We start from the raw sequence: 14345 nt of genomic DNA, 5'->3' as shown, positions 1-14345 counted from the left end.
GGCGGGGGCACGGTGCGTCGCGCGCGGGGGCGCGGGCGGTCAGTCCAGGCCGTAGCGCTTTGCGGCCTGCCGTACCGTCTCCTGCTTGACCTCACCGCGCCGGGCGAGCCGGGCGAGCGCGGCGACCACGACCGACTGCGCGTCGACCCCGAAGTGCCGCCGGGCCGCCTCGCGGGTGTCCGACAGCCCGAAGCCGTCGGTGCCCAGCGAGGACCAGTCCTGCTCGACCCACTGGCTGATCTGGTCCGGCACGGCCCGCATCCAGTCACTCACCGCGAGCACCGGACCGGGCGCGCCGGACAGCGCGCGGGTGACGTACGGGACGCGGTCCTCGCCCCGCAGCTGCGCCGCGTCGCACGCCAGCGCGTCGCGGCGCAGCTCGCTCCAGGACGGGGCCGACCACACGTCGGCGGTCACCCCCCACTCCTCGGCGAGCAGCTGCTGCGCCTCCAGAATCCAGTGCACCGCCGTACCCGAGGCCAGCAGTTGGATGCGCGGCGCGTCCTCGCCGGGGGGCGTCCCCTCGCGGAAGCGGTAGAGGCCGCGCAGGACGCCCTCCTCGACGCCCTCGGGCATCGGGGGCTGCACCTTGGTCTCGTTGTAGACCGTGAGGTAGTAGAAGACGTCCTCGTGCAGCGCCGGGTCGGGGCCGTACATCCGGCGCAGGCCCTCCCGGACGATCACCCCGACCTCGTAGGCGAACGCCGGGTCGTAGCTGAGCGCCGCCGGGTTCGTCGAGGCGATCAGCGGCGAGTGGCCGTCGGCGTGCTGGAGGCCCTCACCGGTCATCGTGGTGCGGCCCGCGGTGGCGCCGATCAGGAAGCCGCGGCCGAGCTGGTCGGCGAGCGCCCACATCTGGTCGGCGGTGCGCTGCCAGCCGAACATCGAGTAGAAGATGTAGAGCGGGATCATCGGCTCGCCGTGGGTGGCGTAGGCCGTCGCGGCGGCGGTGAAGTCCGCCATGGAACCGGCCTCGGTGATGCCCTCGTTGAGGATCTGCCCGTTCGCCGCCTCCTTGTAGTAGAGCAGCTGGTCGCGGTCGACCGGGTCGTAGGTCTGGCCCAGCGGCGAGTAGATGCCCGCGGTCGGGAAGAGCGACTCCATGCCGAACGTACGCGCCTCGTCCGGCACGATCGGCACCCAGCGCCTGCCCGACTCCTTCTCCCGCATCAGGTCCTTGACCAGGCGGACGAGGGCCATCGTGGTGGCGATCTCCTGCGAGCCGGAGCCCTTGGCCAGCGTCTCGAAGGGCTTGGCGGCGGGCTCGGGCAGCGCGACCGGGTGCACCCGGCGGGCCGGGGCGGGACCGCCCAGGGCGGCGCGCCGGTCCTGGAGGTAGCGCACCTCGGGGGAGTCGGCGCCGGGGTGCACGTAGGGCACCAGCTCGTCGTCGAGCCTGCTGTCCGGGATGGGCAGCTCCAGCAGGTCCCGCATGGCGCGGAACTGCTTGCCGTCCAGCTTCTTCATCTGGTGGTTGGCGTTGCGGGACTCGAAGCCGGGGCCCAGCGTCCAGCCCTTGACCGTCTGCGCCAGGATCACCGTCGGCGCGCCCCGGTGCGCGAGGGCGGCGCGGTAGGCGGCGTACACCTTGCGGGGCTCGTGCCCGCCGCGCGAGGTGTGGAAGCACTCGGTGATCTTGTCGTCGCTCAGCAGCCTGGCCAGTTCGGCCAGGGCGGGCTCGGCACCGAAGAAGTGCTCGCGGATGTAGGCCGCGTCGCGCGTCGCGTACGTCTGGAACTGCGCGTCCGGCACCTCGCGCAGGCGGCGCACCAGGGCGCCGGTGGCATCGAGCGCGAGCAGCTCGTCCCAGGCCGCGCCCCACAGCGACTTGACGACGTTCCAGCCGGCGGCGCGGAACTGCGCCTCCAGCTCCTGCACGATCTTGAAGTTCGCGCGGACCGGGCCGTCGAGGCGCTGCAGATTGCAGTTGATGACGAAGGTGAGGTTGTCGAGCCCCTCGCGGCCGGCGAGCGCGAGGGCGGCCGTCGACTCGGGCTCGTCCATCTCGCCGTCGCCCAGGAACGCCCAGACGTGCGAGGAGGAGGTGTCCTTGATGCCGCGGCCGGTCAGGTAGCGGTTGAAGCGGGCCTGGTAGATCGCGGAGATCGGGCCCAGCCCCATCGACACGGTGGGGAACTCCCACAGCCACGGCAGCCGCCGCGGGTGCGGATAGGAGGGCAGGCCCTTGCCGCCCGCCTCGCGGCGGAAGTGGTCGAGGTCGCCCTCGGTGAGGCGGCCGTCGAGGAAGGCGCGGGCGTAGATGCCGGGGGAGGCGTGGCCCTGGAGGAAGAGCTGGTCACCGGAGGCGTGCTCGCCGGCGGCCGGGCCCTCCTTGCCCCGGAAGAAGTGCTGGAAGCCCGTCTCGTAGAGCCAGGCGGCCGAGGCGAAGGTCGCTATGTGCCCGCCGAGGCCGAGGCGGCTGCCGCGGGTGACCATCGCGGCGGCGTTCCAGCGGTTCCAGGCGGTGATCCGGGCCTCCATCGCCGCGTCGCCGGGAACCTCCGGCTCGTCGGCGGTGGGGATGGAGTTGACGTAGTCCGTCTCCAGGAGCCGGGGTACGGAGAGCCCGCTGCGCTCGGCGTGCTCCACGGTGCGGCGCACCAGGTACTCGGCGCGGCGGGGGCCGGCATGCTCGGTGACGGCCTCCAGGGACTCGCGCCACTCGGCGGTCTCCTGCGGGTCGCGGTCCGGGAGCTGGTCCAGCTCGCTCGGGGGGGTACGTACGGTTTCGGGCATGGTGGCCACCTTCCGGACGGGCGGACAGATGAGCTGGGGGTGGGTAGGTGGTGGTACGGGTGGTCCCGATGGCAGGCAGGACAGGGAGACTCCCCAACGACAGGACTGTACGCCCGCGATCGATGATCGATCAAAGACTTGGCCGAAATTGGCATCCCGTGCCAGTTAAGTGGGCACGCGGTGCCGGTGGCCTGCGACGGAGTGCGACCGAGAGGCGACGGAGCGCCTACCGGCCACGGGTTCGGGGGGCCTAGGGGCGGGGCGCACAGCCCAGCACGTGGGACTTCACCAGCTCCCCGATGCGCGGATCGCGCCGCCGGAAGGCCTCGAGCACGGCCTCGTGCTCCTCGGCGTACGACTGCTGCACCGTGCCCAGCCAGCGGATGGACAGCGTCGTCCACACCTCGATGCCCAGCGACTCCCAGGTGTGCAGCAGCACGCTGTTCCCCGAGGCGCGCACCAGCTCCCGGTGGAAGGCGACGGTGTGCCGCACCTGCGCCTCGCCGTCCCCCTTGCGGTCGGCCCCGTACAGGGCCGTGACGTGCGGCGCCAGCCGGGAGGTGTCCTCCGCCAGGCGCGGGACAGCCAGCTCGGCGGCGATCTGCTCCAGCCCGGCGCGGACGGGGTAGATCTCCTCCAGGTCGGGGGCGGAGAGCTGCCGCACCCGTACGCCCTTGTTGGGCGCCGACTCGATCAGCCGCAGCGCCTCCAGCTCGCGCAGAGCCTCCCGTACGGGCGTCTGGCTGACGTTCAGCTCCACCGCGATCCGCCGCTCCACGATGCGTTCGCCCGGCTTCCAGCGTCCGCTGACGATCCCTTCGACGATGTGCTCGCGGATCTGTTCGCGCAACGAGTGGATGACGGGTGGGGTCATGCGCATTCTCCTTGGGGCGGTGGTCTCGACGATACGGCGACGGCCCCCGTCCGGAGAGATCCGAAGCGGGGGCCGCCGTACTGCCGGATGATCCTTACAGGCCCAGCTCGCCCTCGAACTCGCCTGCTTCCAGACGCGCCTTCACGTCGCCCAGGTAGCGGGCCGCGTCCGCGCCGTCGACCAGCTGGTGGTCGTAGGACAGGGTCAGATAGACCATGTCGCGCACGGCGATGGTCTCGCCCAGCTCCGGGTGGTCGATGACCACCGGACGGCGCACGGTGGCGCCGATGCCCAGCTCGGCGACCTGCGGGTAGTTCACGATGATCGTGTCGAACAGCGCACCGCGCGAGCCGGTGTTGCTGATCGTGAACGTGCCGCCGGACATGTCGTCCGGGCTCAGACCGCCCTTGCGGACCTTGTTCGCCAGGTCGGCGGTCCGGCGGGCGATGCCCGCGAGGTTGAGGTTCCCGGCCTCCTTGATGACCGGGACCATCAGCCCCTTCTCCGAGTCCACCGCGATGCCGACGTTCTCGACGTCGTGGTAGGTGATCGTGCCGTCGTCGTTGATCTTGGCGTTCACCGACGGGTTCGTCTTCAGCGCCTCGGCGGCGGCCTGGACGAAGAACGGCATCGGCGAGAGCTTGACGCCCTCACGCGCCAGGAAGGACTCCTTGGCCCGCGCGCGCAGCTTCATCACCCGCGTGACGTCCACCTCGATCACGGTGGACAGCTGCGCCTGGTTGTGCAGCGCCCGCATCATGTTCTCGCCGATGACCTTGCGGATGCGCGGCATCTTGACCGTCTGGCCGCGCAGCGGCGAGGGCGCCGCCTTGGCAGCCGGAGCCTGCGCCGGGGCGGCGGCCGCAGGTGCGGGCGCGGAGGCCGTCTGCCGGGCACGGGCCGCCTCCGCGGCCGTGACGACGTCCTGCTTGCGGATACGGCCGCCGACGCCGGTGCCCTTGACGTCCGCGAGCCGCACACCCTGCTCGGCCGCGAGCTTGCGGACCAGCGGGGTGACGTACGCGCCGTCGCCCGTACCCGGTGCGGCGGCGGGCGCCGGAGCCGGTGCGGGAGCCTGCGCCGGTGCGGGAGCCTGCGCCGCGGCCGGAGCCGGGGCGGCGGGCTGCGGTGCCGCGGCCGGTGCGGGCGCGGGTGCCGGGGCGGGCTCGGCCGGAGCGGCGGGCTCCGCCGGAGCCGGTGCCGGGGCGGCGGCCGGAGCGGCGTCGCCCGAGCCGATGACGGCCAGCTTGGCGCCGACCTCCGCCGTCTCGTCCTCGCCCACCACGATCTCGAGCAGCGTGCCCGAGGTCGGGGCGGGGATCTCGGTGTCCACCTTGTCCGTCGAGACCTCCAGCAGCGGCTCGTCGGCCTCGACCGACTCGCCGACCGCCTTGAGCCAGCGGGTGACGGTGCCCTCGGTCACCGACTCGCCCAGCGCGGGCAGCACGACGTCGGTGCCCGTCGCCCCGCCGCCGCCGCCACCGGCGGCGGGTGCGGGCGCGGCGGGCTGCTCGGGCGCCGGTGCGGGCGCCTCGGCGGCGGCCGGAGCAGGCTCCGGCTGGGCCGCCGGTGCCTGCTGCGGCGCGGCCTCGGGAGCCGGTGCCGCCTCCGGAGCCGGCGCGGCGGCGGGCTCCGGCTGGGCCGGTGCCTCGGCGGCCGGTGCCGCCGCCGGGGCGCCGCCGGTGCCGTCGTCGATGATGGCCAGCTCGGCGCCGACCTCGACCGTCTCGTCCTCGGCCACCTTGATGGAGGCCAGGGTGCCCGCGGCGGGCGCGGGGATCTCGGTGTCTACCTTGTCCGTCGAGACCTCGAGCAACGGCTCGTCGGCCTCGACGTGCTCACCCTCGGCCTTCAGCCAGCGGGTGACGGTGCCCTCGGTCACGCTCTCGCCGAGCGCCGGCAGGGTTACGGAAACCGCCATGGTTTCGGTTGCTCCTTACGAAAAGTGCGGATGGGTCGCGCCCGGAGATGATCAGTCGTGGGAGTGCAGCGGCTTGCCCGCGAGCGCCAGGTGCGCCTCGCCGAGAGCCTCGTTCTGCGTCGGGTGGGCGTGGATGAGCTGCGCGACCTCGGCCGGCAGCGCCTCCCAGTTGTAGATCAGCTGGGCCTCGCCCACCTGCTCGCCGATCCGGTCACCGACCATGTGGACGCCGACCACCGCACCGTCGCGGACCTGGACGAGCTTGATCTCGCCCGTGGTCTTGAGGATCTTGCTCTTGCCGTTCCCCGCCAGGTTGTACTTCAGGGTCACGACCTTGTCCGCGCCGTACAGCTCCTTGGCCCTGGCCTCGGAGACACCGACCGAGGCCACCTCGGGGTGGCAGTACGTCACACGCGGCACGCCGTCGTAGTCGACCGGCACCGGGCTGAGGCCCGCGAGGCGCTCGGCCACCAGGATGCCCTCGGCGAAGCCGACGTGCGCGAGCTGGAGGGTGGGGATGAGGTCGCCGACGGCGGAGATCGTCGGCACGTTGGTGCGGCAGTACTCGTCGGCCACGACGAAGCCGCGGTCCATGGCGACCCCCGCCTCCTCGTACCCGAGGCCCTGCGAGACGGGGCCGCGCCCGATGGCGACGAGCAGCACCTCGGCCTCGTAGGTCTTGCCGTTGGCCAGCGAGACCTTGACGCCGTTGTCGGTGTACTCGGCCTTCTCGAAGAAGGAGCCCAGGGAGAAGGCGATGCCGCGCTTGCGGAAGGCGCGCTCCAGGAGCTTGGAGCTGTTCTCGTCCTCGGCGGGCACCAGGTGGGGCAGGCCCTCCACGATGGTGACGTCCGTGCCGAAGGACTTCCAGGCGGAGGCGAACTCGACGCCGATGACGCCGCCGCCCAGGATGATCGCGGACTGGGGCACCCGGTCCAGGACCAGCGCGTGGTCCGAGGAGATGATGCGGTTGCCGTCGATCTCCAGACCCGGCAGCGACTTCGGCACGGAGCCGGTCGCCAGCAGGATGTGGCGGCCCTCGTAACGCTGGCCGTTCACGTCGACGGAGGTGGGGGAGGACAGCCGGCCCTCACCCTCCACGTAGGTGACCTTGCGGCTGGCCACCAGGCCCTGGAGCCCCTTGTACAGGCCGGCGACGACGCCGTCCTTGTACTTGTGGACCCCGGCGATGTCGATGCCCTCGAAGGTCGCCTTGACGCCGAACTCGGCGCTCTCACGGGCCTGGTCGGCGATCTCGCCCGCGTGCAGCAGGGCCTTGGTGGGGATGCAGCCGTTGTGCAGACAGGTGCCGCCGAGCTTGTTCTTCTCGATCAGGGCGACGTCCAGACCCAGCTGGGCGGCACGCAGGGCAGCCGCATAGCCGCCGCTCCCGCCTCCGAGGATCACTAGGTCGAAAACGGTGCTGGCGTCGTTCGCCACGTCACGTCCTCCATGCATGGGTGCGCCAAGACCGGTCTCGACCGGCCGGGGCGGCTGTACGTTCGGCCGCTTGTGTGTTTCGGCCCTGGACTCGACTTCGGGGTGGAAGTCGCGGGGGCCCTGTCCTGCCGAGAATCCATCTTGTCACTTGTTGGCCGAAGACGGGACTCCGGGCCGGGTCAAGCAGGCGTACGGCCCCGTTCGCCGAGAGCGATCGGGGCCGTACGGCAGGGTTCCCGGCGTCCTGGGGGCTCAGCCCAGGTCGCCCGAGGCGGTGCGCTCGGCCAGCCCCAGCAGGGTGCGTACGGCCGTGCCGGTGCCGCCCTTGGGGGTGTAGCCGAAGGGGCTGCCCTCGTTGAAGCTAGGACCGGCGATGTCCAGGTGGGCCCAGGTCGTGCCGTCCGTGACGAACTCCTCCAGGAAGAGGCCGGCGACCAGGCCGCCGCCCATCCGGTCGCCCATGTTCGCGATGTCGGCGATCGGCGACTCCATGCCCTTGCGCAGGTGCGGCGGGGCGGGCATCGGCCATGAGTCCTCGCCGGTCTCGCCCGCGATCTCGTGCACCGAGGCGCGGAAGGCGTCGTCGTTCGCCATGATGCCGAAGGTGCGGCTGCCGAGCGCCAGCATCATCGCGCCGGTGAGCGTGGCGACGTCCACCAGCGCGTCCGGCGACTCCTCGCAGGCGCGGGCGAGCGCGTCGGCCAGCACGAGGCGGCCCTCGGCGTCGGTGTTGAGCACCTCGACCGTCTTGCCGCTGTACATGGTCAGCACGTCGCCGGGGCGGGTGGCCGAACCGGAGGGCATGTTCTCGGCGAGCGCGAGCCAGCCGGTGACGTTGACCGGCAGGCCGAGCCGCGCGGCGGCGACGACCGCGCCGAAGACGGCGGCGGCGCCGGCCATGTCGCACTTCATCGTCTCGTTGTGCCCGGCGGGCTTGAGCGAGATGCCGCCCGAGTCGTAGGTGATGCCCTTGCCGACGAAGGCCAGCGACTTCTTCGCCTTGCTGTGCGTGTGCGTGAGCCGCACCAGACGGGGCGGGCTGTCCGAGCCCTGGCCGACGCCGAGGATGCCGCCGTAGCCGCCCTTGGCCAGCGCCTTCTCGTCCAGCACCTCGACCTTGAGGCCGTGCTCCTTGGCCGCCGCCTGGACGCGCGCGGCGAAGGTCTTGGGGTTGAGGTCGTTGGAGGGGATGTTCACCAGGTCGCGGGCGCGGTGCACCTCGGACGCCAGCACCTCGGCGCGGTCGATCGCGGCCTTGTGCGCCTTGTCCCGGGGCTTCGCGCCGAGCAGGGTGATCTCGGCGAGCGGGGCGCTGCCGTCCTTCTTGCCCTTCTTGTCCTTGCCGCCCGCGCCGCCGCTGCCGGCCTCGGCGGTGCCCCGGTACGCGGTGAAGGCGTAGGCGCCCAGCAGCGCGCCCTCCGCGACCGCGGCCACCGCCTCCACCTGGGCCGCCTCGGCGAGCGGCAGGGCGAACCCGGCCTTCTTGGTGCCGGTCAGGGCGCGGGAGGCCGCACCGGCGGCGCGGCGCAGCACCTCGGGCTCGTAGTCCGCGTTCTTGGCCGGGACGTCCCCCAGCCCGACCGCCAGCACGACCGGCGCCTTCAGGCCGGAGGAGGGCGCGGGCAGCTTGGTGGTCTCGCCCTCGCCGCCGCTCGCGTCGAGGGCCTCCAGGGTGGCGGCCAGCTTCCCGCCGAACGCCTTGTCCACGGATTCACCGCCGGGAGCGACGACGAGTCCCTTGGCGCCCTTGGCGACGCCGACGACGACGGCGTCCGCGCGCAGCGTCGCGGCGGACGAGGTGCTGAGAGTCAGAGCAGACACGGTGGAAGGGACCTGCTTTCGTTTGGGAACCGTCGGGGGTGTGCACGGCCTCGGGCCTGCCGGCGGGTCTTCCGCGGATCAGCCCGCGGCGCCCGGCACGCACACCTGCCGCGTGGTCGGAGGCGCCCGCGTCCACCCGGCACGAGGGCGGCCCTCCGTCCCGCGCACGCACACACCAGACGGCCGCGGGCCGATCCCGGAAGATCCGCCGGGCAGGCCCCAGGGCACTTCGGGCATCGTATGCCCGGTCGGGCCCGGCTTTTCGGCGAGCCTACGCCTCCACCGGCGCGGGGCGCGACGCCTGTGGACGGAGGCGGCCGGGGTCAGCCCAGCGCGAGCACGACCAGCGCGCCGGTGGTGGCCGTCTCGGCCAGCGCGCCGAACACGTCGCCGGTCACGCCGCCGAAGCGCCGGCGGCAGTGCCGCAGCAGCAACTCCCCGGCGCCGAGCGCCAGCACCGCCGCCGCGGCGGCCCGCACCGGCCCGTACGGCGCCATGGCCGCGCCCGCCCCGGCCGCCGCCAGCACGGCGACGGCCGCCACCGCCCCGGCCGCCCCCGTGCCCACCACCCCCGCGACCGCGGCGCCCAGCCCCTGCGGGCGGGCCGCCGGTACGCCCCTGCGGGCGGCCAGGGTGAGCGAGGCGCGGGAGACGAGCCCGGCGACGGCCGCCGCGAGCGCGCCCTCGGCCCAGCCGCGCGCGTACAGCTCGCTCAGTGCGGCGACCTGCGCCAGCAGTACGAGAACCAGGGTGAGCACCCCGAACGGGCCGATGTCCGACTGCTTCATGATCCGCAGCGCGTCCGCGGCGGGCTTGCCGCTGCCGAGCCCGTCGGCGACGTCGGCGAGCCCGTCCAGGTGCAGCCCGCGGGTGAGCGCGGCGGGCAGGGCGACCGCGGCGACGGCGGCCAGCGGCGGCCCCGCCCCCAGCAGCGTCAGCACTCCGCCGAGCGCGCCCGCCGCCAGGCCCAGGGCGGCTCCGGCGAGCGGCGCGCACACCATGCCGCGCCGCGCGGCGGGCCGGTCCCAGCGGGTGACCCGCACGGGCAGTGCGGTGAGCGTGCCGAACGCGAAGCGCAGCCCGTCACCGGGCGTCGCCGCCTCGGGGTCGCGGGCCTCGTCCATGGCGCTGGAGGCTATCCCAGCCCCGCGGCGCGGCGCGGCGTCGCGTCGGCCCGGCCGGTCAGGTCGCGTCGAGCGCGCCAGGGTCCTGCGGCGCGTCCGGTGCCCCATCCTCCGCCGGTTGCGGTCCGGCCGTCTCCGGCAGCTCCGCCGCGAGTGCCGCCGCCGCCCGTACCAGCGGGTAGGCCAGCAGCGCGCCCAGGCCCTCGCCCGCGGTGACACCGTGGTTGCCCAGCGGTTCCAGCGCCATCCGGTCCAGCGCCTTGGCCTGCGCGGGTTCGCCGTTCGCCTGCCCGGCCAGCCACCAGTCGGGGGCGCGGAACGCGACGCGCTGCGCGACGAGCGCGCAGGCGGCCGAGACGACGCCGTCCAGGATCACCGGTGTACGGCGCACCGCGCACTGGAGCAGGAAGCCGGTGAGCGCGGTGAGGTCGGCGCCGGCGAGGGTGGCGAGGAGTTGGAGCTGGTCCCCCTGGGTGGGGCGGGCGCGGCGCAGGCCGTCCCGGATGGCGGCGCACTTGCGCATCCACGTCAGGTCGTCGATGCCGCCGCCGCCCCTGCCGGTCACCACCGAGGCGTCGGTGCCGCACAGCGCGGCGACCAGGGCACCCGCGGCCGTCGTGCCGCCGACGGACAGGTCACCCAGCACGATCAGGTCCGTGCCGCCGTCGGCCTCCTCGTCGGCCAGCGCCATGCCCGTACGGAACGCCTGCTCCGCCTCCTCGGCGGTGAGGCTGTCCTCCCGGTCGAGGAGCCCCGAGGAACGGCGCACCCGGTGGCGGGTGACCTCCTCGGGCAGCGTCTCGGGCGCGCAGTCGAGCGACATGTCGATCACCCGCAGCGGCACCCCCAGTTGCCGGGCCAGGATCGCGGTGGGGCTGCGGCCCTCGAGCGTGGCCTGTACGAGGGTGTGCGCGGTGCCCGCCCGGCGGGTCGAGACGTCGAGCGAGGCGATCCCGTGATCACCCGCGAAGAGGATCATGCGGGGGCTGCGCACCGGGGTCACCGGCACCCGGGCCTGTGCCGCGGCCAGCCAGCCGCCGAGTTCGTCCAGCCGGCCGAGCGCGCCGCGCGGCAGGCCGGCCCGCTCGCGGCGGTCCTCGGCGTCCCGGCGGACGCCGACGTCCGGGCGCTCGATGAGGTCGTCGAAATCGTCCAGGTTCAGGCTGCCCTCACGCATGCGGCGAAGATTACGTCACCCCGTGGCCGAGAGACGGCCCTGGGGCCGCCGGCCCCCGCTCGTACCGGGAGGCGGGAAGCGGGAATTGACGTGAATGCGCGCGCTCGTCGTCAGCTGCTTCTCGAATTCACCCCCGGCAAGGGCTCACGCAAGGCTACGTGTGCGGGATCAGCCCCGTATATCCGTGACGGTGCCGTGCCGCAGCCTCCCCGCGAAGCCGCGCCCCGCCGTACGCACGCACGGGTGCGGTGTACGGCGGGGCGCACCGGCGGCTGCTCAGCCCTGCTCGGCGTGCAGGCTCATCGGCCCGTACACCTTGGTGCCGTCCTCGAACAGGGACACCTGGTCGGCGCCGCCGTCCAGCAGTTCCTTCCAGACCTCCCCGATCCACGACTCCGCGTCCCCCTGGGTGGGGAACTCCTCCGGCTCGACGGCGGGCGCCGTCTCACTGCCGTCGGACTTCTCGAACCGCCACGTCCACGCCATGTCGTCTCCCGGATCAGCTCGCGTCTCTAGGCCCTGTTGTCAAAATGTCGCCTGCTGTGCGGCCTCCGGCCGGACGCCGCCATTTCGACGACAGAGGCTAGCCCGCAGAGTAGTGCCCGGTGCGCGCCCGGCGGGGGGTCGCGAGACGATCGACGGGTGGAACTGACCCTGCTCGGCACCGGCGCGCCCGCCGGGCTGCCCCGCCCGCACTGCCCCTGCGCGGCCTGCGCGACCGCCGCCGGCCCCGAGGCGCGCGCCGCCACCGCCGTCCTGGTGGACGGCACCGTGCTGCTCGACCTCACCCCGGGCCCCGCCCTCGCCGCTGCCCGCGCGGGCCGGTCGCTGCACGGCGTACGGCACGTACTGCTCTCCCATCCGCACGACGGCCCGGCACTGGAGATCCCGGCCGGGCTGCCCGCCCCCGTACGCGTACCGGACGGCCAGGAGCTGACGCTGATCAGCGGCCACCGGCTGCGCGCCGTGCCGCTGGACGCCCCCGGCACCGGCTACCAGGTCACCGGGCCGGACGGCGAACGGCTGCTCTACCTCCCGCCGCGTGCCGCGCCCGCCGGGCTGGAGGACGTCCCGCAGCCGTACGGCACGGTGCTGCTCGACGTGCTCGGCCGTCCCGACGCGCTGGCCCGGCTGCGCGCCGGCGGGGCCGTCGGACCGGACACGGACGCGGTGGCCGTGCACCTCGACCACGACGTGCCGCCCGGCGCCGAGCTGCGCCGCCGGGCCGCCGCGGCGGGCGCCCGTACCGAGCCGGACGGCACGACGCTGACCGTCGGCGCCTACCGGGAGAGCGCCGCCCGGCCCCGCCGCACCCTGGTCCTGGGCGGCGCCCGCTCCGGCAAGTCGCTGGAGGCCGAACGGCGGCTGGCCGCCTTCCCGGACGTCGAGTACGCCGCCACCGGCGGCACCCGCGCGGGCGACACCGAGTGGGCCGCCCGGATCGCCCTCCACCGGGAGCGCCGCCCGGCGTCCTGGCGCACGTCGGAGACCTGTGAGCTGGTGCCGCTGCTCGCCGAGCGGGACGCGGGGCCGCTGCTGATCGACTGCCTCGCGCTCTGGCTCACCCACGCGATGGACGAGGTGGACGCCTGGGACGACGACCTGTGGGCGGGCGGCGGCGCGCGGGAGCTGGCGGGGCGGGTCACCGAGCTGGTCGGGGCGCTGCGGGCGACCGGGCGCACCGTCGTCGCCGTCAGCAACGAGGTCGGCTCGGGCATCGTGCCCGCCACCCCGGGGGGCCGCCGCTTCCGGGACGAGCTGGGCCGGCTGAACGCGGCGGTGGCGGGGGAGTGCGAACACGTCCTGCTGGTCGTCGCCGGTACGGTGCTGCCGCTGCGCGGCTGAGGCGGGCGGGCGCCGGCGCCGCTCGGGACCGTGCGCCGCTCAGCCCCGTACGCCGCACAGGTGCAGCAGCGCGGCCACCGCGCGGTACGGGTCGGTGCGGCCCGCCCGCTCCTCGGCGGCCACCAGCCGCGCGTCGTCGGCGGGCGTGGCGCTGCCGGTGGTGAAGACCTGCACGCCGTACCACTCGGTCAGCGGGGTGCCGATGCCCGCCAGCACCGTGGTCAGGCTGTCCAGCCGGAAGGCGCGCTCGGGGAAGTCGAATGCGGACAGCGCCGCCTCCCAGTCGCCCTCGCGGCCGGGCTGCATGGCCAGCGCGGCGTCGTTGCGGATGAGCAGGGACAGCAGGCCGCCCGGCGCCAGCACCCGGGCCAGCCCGGCCAGCACGCTGGCCGGGTCACGGGCGCCCATCAGCACGCCGTGGCACAGCACGAGGTCGAAGGAGCCGGGCAGGAAGTGCGCGCCGGTGTCCTCGCCGCCGCCCGCCACCAGGCGCACCCGGGAGCGTACCGCCGCCTCCTCGCCCGCCAGCGACTCCGCCGCCAGCGCGCGCAGCGCCGGGTCCGCCTCCAGCCCGGTCACCTGGTGGCCCGCACGGGCCAGCCGGACCGCCTGGGCTCCCTGGCCGTAACCCGCGTCCAGCACCCGCAGGGTGTGCTCCGGGCCGAAGTGCGCCGCGAGGCGCTCGTCGAGCTGCCGGGCGACCAGCTCCTGCCGGATCAGGGCCGTTCGCCGCGGGCGACCTGCGGCTTCGGCAGCCGCATCCGGCGCATCTGGAGGGTGCGCATCAGCGCGTAGCCGACGGCGCCCTTGCGGCTCTCGTCCGGGAAGCGCGTGCGCAGGGCCTTCTTCAGCCGGAACGCGGTGCTGAAGGAGTCCAGCACGATCATCACGATCACGCCGAGCCACAGCAGCAGCGAGATGTTCTTGACCTGGAGCGAGGGGAGCAGGCTCAGGATGAGGATCGTGATCGCGATGGGCAGGAAGAACTCGGCCACGCACCACTTGGAGTCCACGAAGTCACGCGTGAAGCGCCGCACCGGCCCCTGGTCGCGGGCCGGGAGGTAGCGCTCGTCGCCGCTGGCCAGCGCCTCGCGCTGTTTGGCCAGAGCGGCGCGCCGCGTCTCGCGGGCGCGCTTGGCGGCCTCCTTGCGGCCTGCCGGAGGAGCCGCGAGGGTGCGTCGCTGGGACTGCGCCTCGCTGCGCTTCGGCGTCGGGCGGCCCTTGGGGGCCTGCGGGTCACGGACCTGGGGCTCGGCGTCTGCCACCTGAGTGGCGGCGGCCTGCTCATCCTTCGAACGGCTTCGGAACACACCTCAAGAATACGGTGCTCCCCGGTGTGAGCCCCACCCCCGGGGGGAACGATCCCGCAACGCCTTGGGGCCTGCGTCCGGATCTCGCCGGTCGCTC

The 14345-nt window shown here is 74.1% G+C and carries 11 protein-coding genes; 1 reads left to right on the top strand and 10 read right to left on the bottom strand.

From position 1 onward, the window contains the following. Positions 1 to 39 precede the first annotated feature (39 nt). The 8 genes from aceE to H299_RS0124820 all read right to left on the bottom strand — a co-directional run bounded on the left by aceE (position 40) and on the right by H299_RS0124820 (position 11579). Positions 40 to 2736: a pyruvate dehydrogenase (acetyl-transferring), homodimeric type gene (gene aceE / locus H299_RS0124855; protein WP_027750623.1), complete on the bottom strand. Its 2697-nt coding sequence runs from the start codon at positions 2734 to 2736 to the stop codon at positions 40 to 42. A 250-nt stretch (positions 2737 to 2986) separates the two neighbouring features. Continuing rightward, positions 2987 to 3610 (bottom strand): GntR family transcriptional regulator, encoded by a 624-nt coding sequence (locus H299_RS0124850; RefSeq protein ID WP_027750622.1) that lies wholly within the window; start codon positions 3608 to 3610, stop codon positions 2987 to 2989. Positions 3611 to 3704: 94 nt separating this feature from the next. Beyond that, positions 3705 to 5531 (bottom strand): 2-oxoglutarate dehydrogenase, E2 component, dihydrolipoamide succinyltransferase, encoded by a 1827-nt coding sequence (sucB, locus tag H299_RS0124845; protein WP_027750621.1) that lies wholly within the window; start codon positions 5529 to 5531, stop codon positions 3705 to 3707. A gap of 51 nt (positions 5532 to 5582) precedes the next feature. After that, positions 5583 to 6971 (bottom strand): dihydrolipoyl dehydrogenase, encoded by a 1389-nt coding sequence (gene lpdA / locus H299_RS0124840; protein ID WP_027750620.1) that lies wholly within the window; start codon positions 6969 to 6971, stop codon positions 5583 to 5585. A 252-nt stretch (positions 6972 to 7223) separates the two neighbouring features. Then, positions 7224 to 8792, bottom strand: coding sequence for a leucyl aminopeptidase (locus H299_RS0124835; protein ID WP_027750619.1), 1569 nt, complete (start codon positions 8790 to 8792; stop codon positions 7224 to 7226). 323 nt (positions 8793 to 9115) lie between these two features. Continuing rightward, the gene (locus H299_RS0124830) at positions 9116 to 9916 is read right to left on the bottom strand and encodes an adenosylcobinamide-GDP ribazoletransferase (protein ID WP_027750618.1); all 801 of its coding nucleotides are present in this window, start codon (positions 9914 to 9916) and stop codon (positions 9116 to 9118) included. 58 nt (positions 9917 to 9974) lie between these two features. Continuing rightward, complete coding sequence (locus tag H299_RS0124825) at positions 9975 to 11093, bottom strand: nicotinate-nucleotide--dimethylbenzimidazole phosphoribosyltransferase (RefSeq protein WP_027750617.1); 1119 nt, start codon at positions 11091 to 11093, stop codon at positions 9975 to 9977. Positions 11094 to 11369: 276 nt separating this feature from the next. Then, positions 11370 to 11579, bottom strand: a complete 210-nt coding sequence (locus H299_RS0124820; RefSeq protein WP_027750616.1) for a hypothetical protein — start codon at positions 11577 to 11579, stop codon at positions 11370 to 11372. Between the two features lie 156 nt (positions 11580 to 11735). On the opposite strand from H299_RS0124820, the gene H299_RS0124815 reads away from it, so the two are divergent. Further along, positions 11736 to 12938: a bifunctional adenosylcobinamide kinase/adenosylcobinamide-phosphate guanylyltransferase gene (locus tag H299_RS0124815; protein WP_027750615.1), complete on the top strand. Its 1203-nt coding sequence runs from the start codon at positions 11736 to 11738 to the stop codon at positions 12936 to 12938. Between the two features lie 39 nt (positions 12939 to 12977). Here H299_RS0124815 and H299_RS0124810 read toward each other — a convergent pair whose 3' ends face one another. Then, a complete protein-coding gene (locus tag H299_RS0124810) occupies positions 12978 to 13658 on the bottom strand; it encodes a methyltransferase domain-containing protein (protein WP_078513080.1) in 681 nt (226 codons plus the stop codon). Continuing rightward, positions 13655 to 14248: a DUF3043 domain-containing protein gene (locus H299_RS0124805; protein WP_027750613.1), complete on the bottom strand. Its 594-nt coding sequence runs from the start codon at positions 14246 to 14248 to the stop codon at positions 13655 to 13657. The genes H299_RS0124810 and H299_RS0124805 overlap by 4 nt, the downstream gene beginning before the upstream one ends. Between the last annotated feature and the right edge of the window lie 97 nt (positions 14249 to 14345).

Source organism: Streptomyces sp. CNH287, from assembly GCF_000424825.1.
This window is presented reverse-complemented; position numbering and strand designations above follow the sequence as displayed.

Excerpts from the sequence above, each read along its gene's own strand:
- H299_RS0124825 (WP_027750617.1), bottom strand. The coding sequence starts at position 11,093 with ATGCGTGAGGGCAGCCTGAACCTGGACGATTTCGACGACCTCATCGAG.
- H299_RS0124850 (WP_027750622.1), bottom strand. The coding sequence starts at position 3,610 with ATGACCCCACCCGTCATCCACTCGTTGCGCGAACAGATCCGCGAGCAC.
- H299_RS0124820 (WP_027750616.1), bottom strand. The coding sequence starts at position 11,579 with ATGGCGTGGACGTGGCGGTTCGAGAAGTCCGACGGCAGTGAGACGGCG.
- aceE (WP_027750623.1), bottom strand. The coding sequence starts at position 2,736 with ATGCCCGAAACCGTACGTACCCCCCCGAGCGAGCTGGACCAGCTCCCG.
- H299_RS0124830 (WP_027750618.1), bottom strand. The coding sequence starts at position 9,916 with ATGGACGAGGCCCGCGACCCCGAGGCGGCGACGCCCGGTGACGGGCTG.
- sucB (WP_027750621.1), bottom strand. The coding sequence starts at position 5,531 with ATGGCGGTTTCCGTAACCCTGCCGGCGCTCGGCGAGAGCGTGACCGAG.